The 13,971-nt window shown below is 42.2% G+C and carries 11 protein-coding genes; 5 read left to right on the top strand and 6 right to left on the bottom strand.

Translation table 11 applies throughout. From position 1 onward, the window contains the following. Positions 1-194: 194 nt before the first annotated feature. Positions 195-506, top strand: coding sequence for a DUF6679 family protein (locus V7L01_RS04850; protein ID WP_012408115.1), 312 nt, complete (start codon positions 195-197; stop codon positions 504-506). A 77-nt stretch (positions 507-583) separates the two neighbouring features. Here V7L01_RS04850 and V7L01_RS04855 read toward each other — a convergent pair whose 3' ends face one another. Both V7L01_RS04855 and apcB read right to left on the bottom strand, forming a co-directional pair. Then, positions 584-2,251, bottom strand: coding sequence for an MBL fold metallo-hydrolase (locus tag V7L01_RS04855; RefSeq protein WP_335032433.1), 1,668 nt, complete (start codon positions 2,249-2,251; stop codon positions 584-586). Positions 2,252-3,173: 922 nt separating this feature from the next. After that, on the bottom strand, positions 3,174-3,683 hold the full coding sequence (gene apcB, locus V7L01_RS04860) for an allophycocyanin subunit beta (RefSeq protein WP_334819360.1): 510 nt from the start codon (positions 3,681-3,683) through the stop codon (positions 3,174-3,176). A 359-nt stretch (positions 3,684-4,042) separates the two neighbouring features. Here apcB and glnA point away from each other — a divergent pair, with 359 nt between their 5' ends. Then, positions 4,043-5,464 carry a type I glutamate--ammonia ligase gene (glnA, locus tag V7L01_RS04865; RefSeq protein WP_335032435.1) on the top strand — a complete coding sequence of 474 codons (1,422 nt, stop codon included), beginning with the start codon at positions 4,043-4,045 and terminating at the stop codon, positions 5,462-5,464. A 119-nt stretch (positions 5,465-5,583) separates the two neighbouring features. Here the strand turns inward: glnA and V7L01_RS04870 are convergent, their stop codons facing one another. Further along, a complete protein-coding gene (locus V7L01_RS04870; RefSeq protein WP_094327996.1) occupies positions 5,584-5,784 on the bottom strand; it encodes a hypothetical protein in 201 nt (66 codons plus the stop codon). Positions 5,785-6,070: 286 nt separating this feature from the next. Here V7L01_RS04870 and V7L01_RS04875 point away from each other — a divergent pair, with 286 nt between their 5' ends. Further along, a complete protein-coding gene (locus tag V7L01_RS04875) occupies positions 6,071-7,129 on the top strand; it encodes a class I SAM-dependent methyltransferase (RefSeq protein ID WP_335032437.1) in 1,059 nt (352 codons plus the stop codon). Positions 7,130-7,633: 504 nt separating this feature from the next. Here the strand turns inward: V7L01_RS04875 and V7L01_RS04880 are convergent. The 3 genes from V7L01_RS04880 to V7L01_RS04890 form a co-directional block, all read right to left on the bottom strand. Then, positions 7,634-7,801 (bottom strand): hypothetical protein, encoded by a 168-nt coding sequence (locus V7L01_RS04880; protein WP_335032439.1) that lies wholly within the window; start codon positions 7,799-7,801, stop codon positions 7,634-7,636. 105 nt (positions 7,802-7,906) lie between these two features. After that, positions 7,907-8,134, bottom strand: coding sequence for a heterocyst-inhibiting protein PatX (patX, locus tag V7L01_RS04885; protein WP_442936937.1), 228 nt, complete (start codon positions 8,132-8,134; stop codon positions 7,907-7,909). Positions 8,135-8,241: 107 nt separating this feature from the next. Then, positions 8,242-10,071 carry an FAD-dependent oxidoreductase gene (locus V7L01_RS04890; RefSeq protein ID WP_335032443.1) on the bottom strand — a complete coding sequence of 610 codons (1,830 nt, stop codon included), beginning with the start codon at positions 10,069-10,071 and terminating at the stop codon, positions 8,242-8,244. 590 nt (positions 10,072-10,661) lie between these two features. On the opposite strand from V7L01_RS04890, the gene V7L01_RS04895 reads away from it, so the two are divergent. Then, entirely contained in the window at positions 10,662-11,603 is a 942-nt protein-coding gene (locus V7L01_RS04895) for a hypothetical protein (RefSeq protein WP_335032444.1), read from the top strand. A gap of 858 nt (positions 11,604-12,461) precedes the next feature. Further along, entirely contained in the window at positions 12,462-13,943 is a 1,482-nt protein-coding gene (locus tag V7L01_RS04900; RefSeq protein WP_335032446.1) for a cellulose synthase subunit BcsC-related outer membrane protein, read from the top strand. Positions 13,944-13,971 lie beyond the last annotated feature (28 nt).

Genomic DNA, 13,971 nt, shown 5'->3' on the forward strand with positions numbered 1-13,971 from the left:
ATTGCTAGAGCAACCATTGATTTATGACCCAAAATTTCCCAATATTTTGACAACTACAAGCAAGTCTTGGGATTGGATCGTGAAGCTTACTTGTTCTTAACGGTGAAATTAACCTCTTAAAGGTGTAATGTAATGGGGTAGAACCCAGATTTTGACAGGTTTAACTACGTTGTTTAAAAAGGCAGAAACAGTACATGCTACACCGCAAGATTTATCAACTCTGTTGCGATGGGCGCGAGGTATGTGTTTTCTTGCGGGACCAGCAACGCTGGATTGAACGCGCCCGCATCATCGACATAGAGGGAGATTTAGTGACCCTACGCTATGAAACAGAAGAAGAGGACGAAGTTTGTTCTTGGGAAGAAATGGTTCGCCTCGAGAGCATTGGTGCTGTAACGCAAAAATTGGCTTCAGTACCACGCGGTAATGTGGAACCTTTGATGACTGAAGACTGTCCCGAAGCCGAGCGCATCCACAACCGTTACACTGACTCGAATCCAGAATAATTAGTCATTAGTCAGTAGTCATTAGTCATTAGTCATTAGTCATTAATTAAAAATGACAAAGGGCAGCGGATTAATGACTATTGACTATCATTCAAGCCCTCAAAAGCAGGACAGTAACCTTCTAAAGTTACCTTAAAGTTAAACAACGGGGAAGCTGGATTCCAACACCGCTGCCCCCTTTGATGTCGGCAGGTACCACAACAGTCTACATCTGTCCATGTATAGCGATCGCTATTTTGATTGAGCAGTTCTCGTTGAGACAATCCCCTTAATACTAGTTCTTCCCCTTGCCAACGAGCTTCGATTAAACCAGTATCGGCAAATTGCCGCCAACGAGGATCGGCAGTAATCACATCGTTGAGGGTGATTGTGATTACTGTTCCTAACTCTGTCAGTTCGCCTTCGTAGTTAGTTTCTGGCGCTGCCGGTTGTAAAAATGTATCGCCGATAAGCAGTTCTACTAAGGTACCAGCCGCCGGAGAATGTATATGGTAGCGATTTTGTAACTCCTCTAAGCTAGTCAGGTCTGCCAAGTAGGCAGGAGAACCGTGGACAAAAATGACGTGCTGGGGTCGCAAATTATGAATTAGCTGCGTAGTACCAGGGCCATCACTATGTTGAGCCAACAGATAGGTTTCGATAGTGGTGGGTGCTAAATATTCTTTGTTAACTTTTATATCAATTTTTTCTGGTAGCAGGATCAGCCAAGGGCCTGTGTCTAGTTGGCAGTGTTCGCCTAAATTAGATGTAGAGTCGGTAAGGACTATACAAGGTGACTTGCCCACAGTGGGACGATGTTCTGGTTGTAAACGACGCACGCGGGGACGCACCCGTTCATCCCAGAACAAGGGTTGATGGCGGGCAAAGTTCTGCACGGATGGGGGAAGGTGGGGTAGCAGTTCTAGGTACGCATCACACCCAGTGGCGACAGCACCATCTACCCAGATATCTAAATCTCTTCCGGTGAAATGATGATGCGATCGCAAGAGCATTAATAATTCTTGACCCAATCCTAAAGCAGGGGTGGGAAGGATTACAGAACAATGGTCAGCGATCGCCCGATTAATTCGTTCTGCTAGTTGATTTTCTTGGTTGCGGCGATGGGGATGACGGGATGTGCCATAACTGCCTTCAACGATCAGCACATCCAAGTCTAATCCTCGCAGTTCCTCTAAACGCAAACCTTCTACCAACCGGGAGTTTGACAAGAAAAAGTCCCCTGTGTAGAGTAGTTTGTAAGTACGCTGCTGGGTGGTGTAGGTAAGTAGAATTGCCACTGCCCCTGGTAGATGCCCTGCGGGAAATAATTCTGCCACCAAACCCTCTTGGAATTCCACAGGCGATCGCAACGGCAAGGCATGACAAAATTGGGAAATTTCCTCAGGGTTTTGGTCTAGCCAATTCAGCGGCAGTAACTTGCTGGTTACTTCGCTACCATAAATAGGTAACTTTGGAAAAGCTTCATGCAGCGCCAGTAAGCCTCTGGCATGATCTGGGTGGGCGTGACTAATCAAAACTAAATCTGCTGGTAGGGGCGAACTAGCTCCACGTACCGGCTTAGTAAGCCCCTTCGCCAGCGATGAAATATCCTCTAAACCACAGTCCAGCAAGATGCGGTGCGGGCCCATCTTCACCAATAAACACACGCCCTCATTGTCATGCTGGACACTATAGGGCAAACATTCTAATTCACTACTCGCTTCCGCAGCATCTACGCGAGAGGATGCCGACAGATTATCCCTCATGCTCTCCTCCCCTCAAACCTCATCATCATGGACATATCCCAAAAGCCAAAAGTTACACAAATTTTGGTTTTGTGACTTAGGGGTAAGTTTTATCGTGCGCCCCTACACCCTGAGAATACGATTTATGATTGGGGAGGACGCCTCCACCGAACCCGCACTGGTTCGGAAAGGTGGGCTAACGAGAAAGCCATCAAACTAGAAGCTAAAGGATGCCTCTTGTTTATTTTCCCTTTGCAAGTTCTGAGCGCTCTTAACCAACTCACCCAACGGGAAGCGGGCCAAGTGTCTACAGACTTATCTCAATGTGCGGAGCCATTTCCGTGATAGTTATCTGAATCATAGAATCCATTTTTCGTACCAAAAAATAAGCACGAAAGCGTAAATATAACTGTTAATCCAGCTAGAATCAGCTTTACATCCATTTTTTTGCTGCCCCTTACTTAAAGACTTTCCTATATTAATTTAGTGCTTCCGCAATCAAACGCGATCGCTAGAAAATCTTTACTATGCTTATGTGGATTGGGCAATAGGTAAATTTACCGCAATCAGTCAGATTGTAGAACCTTTCGGTCAACCTGTCCATCCATTTAGATGTAAACCAATATGACAGCAATGTCTACGACGGACTACGCCTACGCAATCCTCTACAGCCCGTAAAAATCTTCATCTAGAATCTGCTCAATCGAAAAAAGGCAAACCGCGTGATATTCACTTTCCTGGGGTATCTGAACCCCAAGCGGGAGCAACGCGAATAAAGTTAGATCGGCTCAAGAGCTTTTACTCCCCCTGCCCCCTGCCTTTCTTCTAACCATAAACTCCTGCTAGGGTTCATAAAAAAGCGATCGCTCTTTTCCAACACAGACAAAAGTGCGATCGCTATTTATGTTTCTTGTGGGGTGGGCATCTTGCCCGCCCTTCAAATCTAAATATCCTGTTCGCTCAACTCGCGTGTGATGTGATCGAATGGTTCATCCACAAAAGCAGTATTAACCACACCTGCTGCTGCTACTTGCTCTTTAATCAGATCCTTGAGAATTTGGATACCGCGAACCGTAGGGCCAATAGGCACTCCTAGAGAATTGTAAGTTTCCCGTAGCCCTTGTAGCACTCGTTCATCCAACACATTTGTGTTTCCAGCAACCAGCGCATAGGTGGCGTAGCGCAGATAGTAGTCCATATCCCGCAGACAAGCTGCATAACGACGAGTTGTATAGGAATTTCCACCAGGGCGAATCAATTCTGGCAGTTCTTCAAATAACTTCAAACCAGCTTGCTTGACAAGTGCAGCCGCATTAGAATTTATCGCCGCCGCCGCTTGTACTCTTGCTGTACCACTGTCAAAGTAAGATTTCAGGCTATCGATCGCATTCCGGTCAAAATACCGACCAGCTAAGTCATAATTCTTAATTAAACTTGTTACCGCATCGCGCATTCCTTCTTCTCCCAATCATTGCTATTTATGGTTTGATATTTATTTGGCTGCATGTTATGCACCAGTAAACTTTTGTGCTATTTAAATATAGATTCGGCACAAAAACAATCTATCCACTATCTATGGATTCTATGCCAAAGTTGACCCCTATATGATGAACTTTCCAGTTTTGTAGAGATGATCGCTGAAAGGTTAATATAACCTGATAATCCAGATATCTGTGACATAAGCTACAAAATTCGCTAATGTCTAGTATTTAAGATATTTCTGGTGTGTCACGGCCTGATTGAGATCGGCAGGGTTAGGATGCTTTGGAAGATTCTGGTTTACTTTAGGAAATTGGTAGAGAAGGAGTAACAATGACGACACCACAAGAACTCTTGAAGAGAATTCAAGATGAAAAAATTCAGCTGATCGATCTCAAATTCATCGATACAGTAGGGACTTGGCAGCACCTCACACTGTACCAGAACCAAATCGATGAGACTGCATTCACTGATGGCGTAGCTTTTGACGGTTCCAGCATCCGGGGTTGGAAAGCGATCAACGAATCGGACATGACGATGGTACTCGACCCCAACACTGCTTGGATCGACCCATTCATGAAAGAGCCAACACTAAGTATAATTTGTAGTATTAAAGACCCCCGCACGGGTGAACCGTACAACCGTTGCCCACGCGTTATTGCCCAAAAAGCAATAGATTACCTGGTTGCTAGTGGCATTGGTGATACAGCCTTCTTTGGCCCTGAAGCTGAGTTTTTTATCTTTGACAGTGCTAGGTTTGCCCAAACTGCTAACGAAGGCTACTACTTCTTAGACTCTGAAGAAGGTGCTTGGAATTCCGGTAAAGCCGGTACAGATGAAAAACCTAACTTGGGTTATAAACCACGCTTCAAAGAAGGTTACTTCCCAGTTGCACCGACGGATTCTTTCCAAGACATCCGTACAGAGATGCTGTTGACAATGGCAGAATTAGGTGTGCCCATTGAAAAGCATCACCACGAAGTTGCTACTGGTGGTCAGTGCGAACTAGGTTTCAAGTTTGGGAAATTGATCGAAGCGGCTGACTGGTTGATGATTTACAAATATGTCATCAAGAACGTTGCCAAGAAATACGGTAAAACCGTCACCTTCATGCCAAAACCGATTTTTGGCGATAACGGTTCGGGAATGCACTGTCACCAATCCATCTGGAGAGACGGCCAACCTCTGTTTGCAGGTGATAAGTATGCTGGTTTGAGCGATATGGCGTTGTACTACATTGGTGGTCTTCTCAAACACGCACCAGCGCTGTTGGCAATTACCAACCCCAGTACTAACTCATACAAGCGCTTAGTACCTGGTTATGAAGCTCCTGTTAACTTGGCTTACTCCGAAGGGAACCGTTCTGCTTCTATCCGTATTCCTCTATCCGGTAAGAACCCCAAAGCCAAACGTTTGGAATTCCGTTGTCCAGATGCTACTTCTAACCCCTACTTGGCATTTGCTGCAATGCTTTGTGCTGGTATCGATGGCATCAAGAACAAAATCCATCCTGGTGAACCCTTAGATAAGAATATCTATGAACTCTCTCCAGAGGAGCTTGCAAAGGTTCCCTCAACTCCAAGTTCTTTAGAACTGGCATTGCAAGCACTAGAAAACGATCACGCCTTCTTGACAGAATCAGGCGTGTTCACGGAAGACTTTATCGAAAATTGGATTGACTACAAGCTTAACGAAGCCAAGCAGTTGCAGCTGCGTCCTCATCCCTACGAGTTTTACCTCTACTACGATGCTTAATTAAGTACCGTATCTATCTAAATATATAAGTTTAGCCACCCTAGAGTAGAGGGTGGCTTTTTTCTAGAGTCGTCAGTTGAGATATTCACTCAAAAAATCAACCTTAAAACTCTTAAAACTTAGCTCATGGAAGCATGACTGGGGCCATAAATCATCCGAGTGTTAGCATCAACCTTCCCTTGAATCGGGTTCCAGTAGTGCGATGCTTCTTCAGGAAGACCAAGTTCTTGTGCAGCCCGCATCAGGATTGATTGTTGACGATTCTTGACTTGCTGATGTTCGCGCACCATTAACGCACGAGATTTATCTGCGATAGACATAACCATAGTCCTCTCTATTTTGTGAATATATATTTTTTGGTTTTCATGAGACTACTATAACAAAAATTCTGTAACATAAGCTACGGTTTTAAAAATTTATATTTGCCTTTGCTGACAATATCAGCTATTTTTTCCCAAAGCTGGAAAAATCTCCCTAAGCCACCTTTGACGGCTAAAATCATCTGGCTTTAGGTTTGTCTCACCTGAGAGCCTTTACCTTTCCAACAGTCAATACTTTTTCCGTTACAATTATTTACATAGAAGTATCAAAAATTGAGCTATTTTTATGCCTGAGAGTTTAACTAAGCTGACTTATCAAACCTTTCAGCAGAGCAAAAATTACTTTGGTCTGGCTCACAAAATATTAAGTTCACGGTTGAGGAACCTGGTGTATCCGACACTTGAACAAAAGACCAAACCCATCCCGAATGAGCTTTTACTCAAACTTCAACAGAGATTGAATCAGTTACTGGAAACAGACTGGCAAGATGCCGAAAAAGGTGTGTACCCGGAAAGTTTGCTGTTTGACAACCCTTGGGATGACTTTTTCCGCTACTATCCGTTGTTATGGCTAGATTCCCCTCAAACGTGGGAGCGGGTTCAAAAACAGAATTACCAAGATTTTTCGCCCGAAATTGACACAGATGCTTATCCCAGCTACTACGTGCAGAACTTCCATCACCAAAGTAATGGCTACTTGAGCGAGTTGTCAGCCAACTTATATGACTTACAAGTAGAAATTCTTTTTGGTGGGGCAGCCGATCCAATGCGACGGCGGATTCTCGCTCCCCTCAAGCAAGGATTGAAAGTAATTGATTCGGTTGCACCACGGCAAGCCCGTATTTTAGATGTAGCTTGTGGAACTGGGCGGACTCTAAAGTTAATTCGGGCAGCCTTACCTCAAGCATCTCTGTTTGGCACAGATTTGTCACCAGCTTATTTGCGTAAAGCAAATGAACTACTATCCCAAATTCCAGGAGAATTGCCCCAACTTTTACAAGCGAATGCCGAAGAGTTACCCTATCTAGATAACTATTTTCATGCTGTAACTTCTGTTTTTCTTTTCCATGAGTTACCAGCAACTGTACGTCAGACAGTGATTGAGCAATGCTTCCGGGTAACAAAACCAGGAGGAGTCTTTATTATCTGTGACTCAATTCAGTTGAGTGATTCACCTGAGTTGGAACATATAATGGATTCTTTCCCTGAAACTTTCCATGAACCCTATTACAGGCATTACGCCACTGATAACTTGCTAGAACGTTTACAGAGAGTAGGCTTTGAGAATATTGAGACGCAAGTCCATTTTATGAGCAAGTATTTCATTGCTCATAAGCCAAGATAAAATCTTCTCATTCCCTTTTCTTTAAATAAACTTTATATAAGAAGGGCAGATGCAAAATTTTACATCTGCCCTTGGGTGTAGAATAGTTAAGGGGACTAAGATGAACTAGCAGATCCTTCTTAATATTTATTTTGTTGGCAGCCATCTGTAATAAGAAGGAACCAGGGGCAACAGTAGGTCAAAAATAGTAAGATTCGGTGCCAAGTGCAATAAACCTATACTACTTGTGCGAATCTCTACTCTAGATCAGCTCAGATGCAACCAAAAAGATTTTATGCTTCGGTAAAGCACGCCAAACAAAAGCCAAAGCGAAAATCAATTATTTCGTGATTGTAGATAGCCAGCTACTCAATGTATGAGAAAACCTATTTGGGAAAAAAGTTAATTTGCCTTAAGGCTGTTTCCTCAACAAGCAAAATGTCTGAATTAGATGTGCTTTAGATTAACTGATAGCCTAAGTAACATCTATTTCTAGAACAGTTGAGGATTGAGACGTAAAGCTTCCTACCAAATATGAGCAACAGTTGTGTAGCTTTTGAGGAGTTGGTAATCCTGTTGATCGAGGCACTGAATTTGATTTGCATTTTGATCGGCAGGATTGACACCAACTATTATATATACAAAGCTTGCAGTTGAAATACTAAGCGATCGCTGAAGATTTTCGTGTGTCAACTGTATATATTTCTGCCAGAAAAGCTGTGTGAAAGATGTGAGCAGAACATTCTATATTTCTGGTAATTCTGTTCCTTTGGGAAAAGAGGGATTACCCTACAGTAGTTAAACCACAGCATAGATATTTTTGAATTTTTGCGTCACTTCTCTACGCCCACTACCGCGATGACGTGGCGCATCATCTGGATTTTGTTCAGATGCCGCCGAGAGCCACTGTTCCGAAGCAGACGTGGAAAGCAGCCCAGTTGATAAGTGATTGACCATTGCTTGGCAGTTAAAAGCTAAGGGGCCGAACACCAGACTCGAGACTAAAAGTGAAATGGCAGCACGCATAGCAAATGTCTATTTTGGAACTCTCCACTTCACTGATACTTAGCTTTTTGATTAATATCCGGACAATTAATCAAAAAGTATTCTGTTTTACTGAAAATAAACTCTTCTTATCCTCCATTTAAATGTTCGACTAATAACCAATTACCAAAGTGATTGTGACGGCCCCATAATGTAACTAATTGTTCGTGGGGATAAGCACGTAATTGCTCATCAATATGCGATCGCAAAGTCACAAGCTGCCAATTTTGTCCTTGATATGCCGCTGGTGCTGTGACAGTGAATCTGTATTCCTGCCGATCCAAGCGGTAGAAAATGCCTTTGAAACAGTTACTTTCCCAAATTAATGCCTTGTCAAAAGCAGAATCAGGGTACTCATTCCACGATTGGCAAGGGCAATCTCCACTAGCTGGATAGGCTTGTGGGTTATTTAAGTAATACAGTTGCCAGTGCAGCCAATCCGAATGATTGGGTGGAAGATTAAATAAAGGAATAATTGCTGCTTTTGAGCGATTATCTTTTAATAAAGCCGTTTGCAGCGTTTTAACAGGTAAATCCCTCGGCTGGCAGTTTAAATCAACACATATCGCCGCTGCCATCCCTGCTGCTTGACCAATTGCCATAACCACAGGTTGTAATCTGGTAGCGCCATTGGCAATGTGGGAGACAGAAATATTTTTTTCACAAACCAAGAAACCATCTGTTGTGGCTGGAATTAGACAACTGTAGGGAATTGTAAAGGGAGTTCCCGTCCAACGTCCTCCCCAGCGAATAGATTTAGGTTGCAGTGGGAATTGAACACCAGGATAATGATGGTCATTGGCATAGTTACCAACAGCGATCGCTTCTCCTATCAAAGACGCTTCATTAACACAAACACTTGCATCATTAAATATAGATGCAACTCTACCTCCGGCAACTGGCAAAATATCCTGTTCTCGGACAGTAGTTAGCCCCACTAACCGACGGCTTTCCCGGTAATAGGGATGCAGTGCAAAAGCTGTAGGGGTGTGAGGAAATACTTTTTTTGCTAAACCATAGCGACGACCAAGCTGATTTTGGATAAAATGGGCAAAATTTTGGCTGTGCCAGCGAGATTCTTGGATGAATTCACCTCTGGTTACATCTGACTCTATCAACCGCCCTACCCCTTCGCCGTAGTCATTGCCACAGATTGGCCAATTAATCATGAATCGGCCACCAGGGAAGCGTCCATAATTCAAAAATGTCTCTGCTCCATAGCCATCCCAAGCACCTGTAAACTGGGATGGATCGTAGTTAGGCGCAGGCGGAATTTCTGGAGCCGCAGCTGCACCCGTTGTAGACATCAGTTCACCAAAATCTTGCATAATTACTACATAAGTGGGCGCTTGCACCGGATATCTTTCAGTTAAAGAGTTAAAAGACACTGGTGCGCTGGGTTCTCCCCACTCAGATTGCAATTCCCAGCCCCAGCGATAAGGTATCTCACCTAAAGCCAATAAATCTCCCAATTCTGTGCCGTCAAGAATAATCTTGGCTGTGACAGCAAAATCAGCAAAGCGCACACCAGTAATAGAATCACCCTGCCGGAACACTTCTATTGGCACTTGTCCAGAAATCCAGTGCAGATTTGGCAATTCTTGCACCCAATCTGCAAAAATCTCTGCCCCAATCCGAGGATCGTAACTAAAAAAGCTTACCCAGCTGTTATCTAATCCACTTGGCTGTCGTTGTCGTAATTCCTGCAAAAACACGCCCCACAATCCTGTTTGAAAGGCTTCTAATTCATTGCCATCAGGTGCAGATACTCCAGCCGAAGTCAGCATCCCCCCTAACCAAGAAAATTCACTCACCAGAATCGTTTTGGCTCCCCGTCGTGCTGCTTGGATAGCAGCCGCAGTGCCTCCGGTTCCCCCACCGACAACTAAGACATCAGCTGTGTATGTCTGATTAACCATTGCTTAACCTCACTGGAGTTTGACATATTCTCCCCAGATAGCTTGGCATCAAACAAGATAAATTCTTTTATTTTTCGGATACTGCTGACGAGTTAGAAATACGTTTTTGATATACGAGCGCCCATATCTCAGTTACCTCGGTAGATACATTCAACGTATTTATCTATCTTGCCATAAGTTGTTTTTTACACTTAACTACTTAGATTAAATTTTTATGTCAGAAAAAATAAACTTTATACCGCTTTTGCAAAAGTGAGATAATTTCAGTTTTTGAACTCAGCTAAGAGAAAGATTTTAGCAAAGTTGTTACTTTTGATTTACGCATCAAAGAATACAATGTCGAATCCTTTAAGAGCAAGACTTATAAAGAATTTTATTTTGGCGGGATATACATAGGTTCTAAAATTAGATGTAATCATGACTTGTATTATTTAGCCTGGATCGTCAAAAAATCTTCCATTAAGTGGATATGAATAAATACAACTTGTATATACAGCTAAAGATAGAGGTTGGGACTATGTTTTGGTAATTAAACTTAAAATAAATCTAAAGTATATCGATTACTAGTATTTAAGTAAAATCAGACTTTTATGTTTAATAATTGTTTTAAAAATAATGAAAAATTAGGTATAAACCAAGGTAAGCATGTCTCAAATGTTGAGATAGCACTTTTCATAGATCGAATCAAAAGTAATATCTGGCTATTTGGTATTCCATCTTGGCTTTTTGGAATAAGCGATAGAAGTATAGCTGCATTTTCTGATGGTTATCTGTCTGCCATAGAAATATTTCAGCTATTTACAGCCTCTTTCTTTTTTGTCAGTTGGCTATATCTCAAACCAGAGGAAAGCTTCAACAGCAATGATTTAGGCCCCAGCCAATATCAAGAATATCTCGCTCGTACTCAAGCTAACAAGCTTCAAGTAAAAAAGCTCCACATGATTAGCCAGGAGTATATTTTACCGTTTCCTTATATTTGCCAAATTTATCATCTATTAAACTTAAAGCATTTAGAAACAGTTCATGGCTTTAGTCTTAATAACCTGAAAATTTTTCAAATTAGCCACTTTCAGCCCACAAATACTGGTGGAATAATCAAATTCCAAACAATATTAGACTCGCCAGCTAATCCTTTGAGAATTTGGCGACAACCTATTGTAGAGGTAGATTTAATATTACATACTCCCTACACTGTTGAACTGAGTATTCCAGTCTACAATAACAAAAGGATAATTGTTATATTTCACGCTTTCCCCTTAAATGACTCAGAGCATCAGTTCTTTATAGATATTTATAGTGACCTAGAGTGGCCAAAGCCATTATTACAAATAATATTGCATTTTGCTTCTTGTTTGACTCTATTTGAAGATTTGCCGTATCTAAAAGCTTTAGCTGATAAAAAGATAGGGCGTTTATTCAACTTAAGCAGGGCTTCAAATCACGAGACTGCATTGCTGTTTAAAAGATTTGTTGAGTTATATGGTTCGAGTGGAGAAGCAACTAAATTACTTGAGGGAAGGGAAGAGAGCTAGGAGTTAGGGACTTCCAGTTAAAAAAATATCCCGTCGTAGGGGCGCAAGGCCTTGCGCCCCTACAAATATATAAATAATTTGGGATAATTTATTTTTTGCAAGTCCCTTATACCAATTCTCTGTAAGCTTGTACTTAATAATTAATTCTTTGCATACTTTGCGACGGCAGCCGCTACAACTTTTGGAACCACCAAGGGCGTGCTGCCTCTATTTTGCGGTGCGTTTAATAAATATTAAATGCATCTTCGTGCTGAATTGGTATTAGTAGTGAAGAGTTAGGAGTTTTAAACTCATAACTAGTGATTTTATCAAACTCGCCGTAATACCCCTTCATCAACGAGAAGAGAGCATCCCAAATGTGCAAATTATATCAAACCCAGGTTATAAATTGTCATTGCTTTGTCGTTCCTCCTCTCTACGAGACGCTACGCGAACGCAATGACAGAATATTGTTAGATTTTGCAAAAGTGGGATGCTCCCGTTCTTTTACTCTTCAAAGTTGACTTGCCAGAGTACTAGCAAGCCTTCTCTACAAGAAAATAGGGGTTTCAAAGCCTCTCGACCTTTTGGGTAGAGGAATGAAAACGTGATTTTACAGTATAATTTAATACTTTTTAATTGTTCTCATAATACGAATAAATATTGAGATTTATCAATTTTTATGCTACATCATTACTTAAAACATCAATCAATACTTGTGTTTAGCTAATTATTTCTCCGTTCAGTAACGCCTTTTTCCTTTGCCATGTCTTAAAACGCATCTATTGTGGGCATCATAATCCCAAGCCGAATACATCAGCTAGCAGCCAGAAAACTCTTTGGCAGCAAGTTTTTCATCTACAACTATAGTATCGACCGATGGCAGATAGTTTTAGACGTTATCTCTTTGTTTCTCGTTCTAGTTTGTATACTGAGTTTATTTTGGGATGCCTACAGATTCAATTGGGAGTAATCTGTAGCGTAGGTATTTGGGCATTATCAGAAGCTAAGTTACAAGCTGCTCAAGCAGATCGGAACTGGAAATCACCTTCAGAATTGACCGAGCAAGTCATCAAAGTAAATTCTGAGTCAGTAGAGCAATATTCAAAACTTAGAACTCGCCGAGATGTCAGAGCAGGGGCTTGGGCCGATAGCATAGCGTTAACGAATCCGCGTACCTCTACACCTATTATTAACCAAGCTAGCAATAGCGATCGCACCAGAGCATCTGGCTTTGCTAAGGGCGAACTGAACTTTGGCGACTTACAATTTTCGATGCCGCTCCCCTATCGATTAGAGCCAAAACCTATTTTGATGGCCTCACCCGAAAACTTTAATCCCGATCTGCGATTACCACCAGCGCTACCCGAACCACCGCAGCAGAATTCTAGCCCACCAACAACTTCTACCGAACCACCGCAGAATTCTAGTCCACCAACAACTTCCACCGAACCAAAAACGCCGAATGCAGTTTTGGAAAGTATTGATACAGACTATCGCTATGACACAGACAACTTTGGCCAAACAAATTTTTTCTTTGAGCCAACGGCCCAGTTTCGATTGAGGAATGGCAATAAAATATTTTTCAAGACAGGTTTTAACTTCTTTGAACAACGCGGTGTTGAATCAGTTACAAATTTTCCCTTGCAAGTTGGATGGCAGGGAAAATTTGGGCAAGTGACTCTGCAAACAGCAGCCGGAGTCGATGTGTTCAATCGTTTACCTACAGCTATCAATCTCAATGCTAAGGTGGAGGTTCCCATTTCGCCGCCGAAAGTTTCGTCATCCGGTCAATTGATATCGGCAGTAGTACTATCAGGTAATTTAGAACAAGGGCCTTATAAATCCAATGCTCGAACTTTAGACAATCAAATTACTGCTTGGCGATTTGGGCCTGATTTATTCTGGCAGATTGACCGTAACACCAGCTTGTTTTCGTCATTGCGTTTGGGTAGTTACAACGATGGTAATTCCGAGGTGCAGTCTTTTAGTCGGTTAGAGCGCAAGTTGGGACAGTTTTCTCTGGCAGCTAACTTATTCAATTGGAGTTTCGATCGCGATTTAGAACGCACAAGTGGCTATTTTTCTCCATCAGATTTCCTCGTTTATAACGCTGAGGTGGCTTGGGAGGGAAATATTGCTAATTTCTTACGCTGTCGCCTCGCTGCCAGCTTAGGACAACAGCGACTTAAAGGAGAATTTGACAACGCCAATACCTATCAAACACGCTGTACGGTAAAACTGTCGCCCAATATAGAAGCAGACTTGGGCTATAGCTTTAGTAATGTCCGAAATCAAGAAACTGGGGGAAGTGCCTACGGTGGTAATTCCTTGACAGGACAGTTGCGGGTCAAATTTTAGGAGTCAATAAATAATTCGTAATTCGTAA

The sequence above is a fragment of the Nostoc sp. genome (genome assembly GCF_036917095.1).
Lineage (GTDB): Bacteria > Cyanobacteriota > Cyanobacteriia > Cyanobacteriales > Nostocaceae > Nostoc.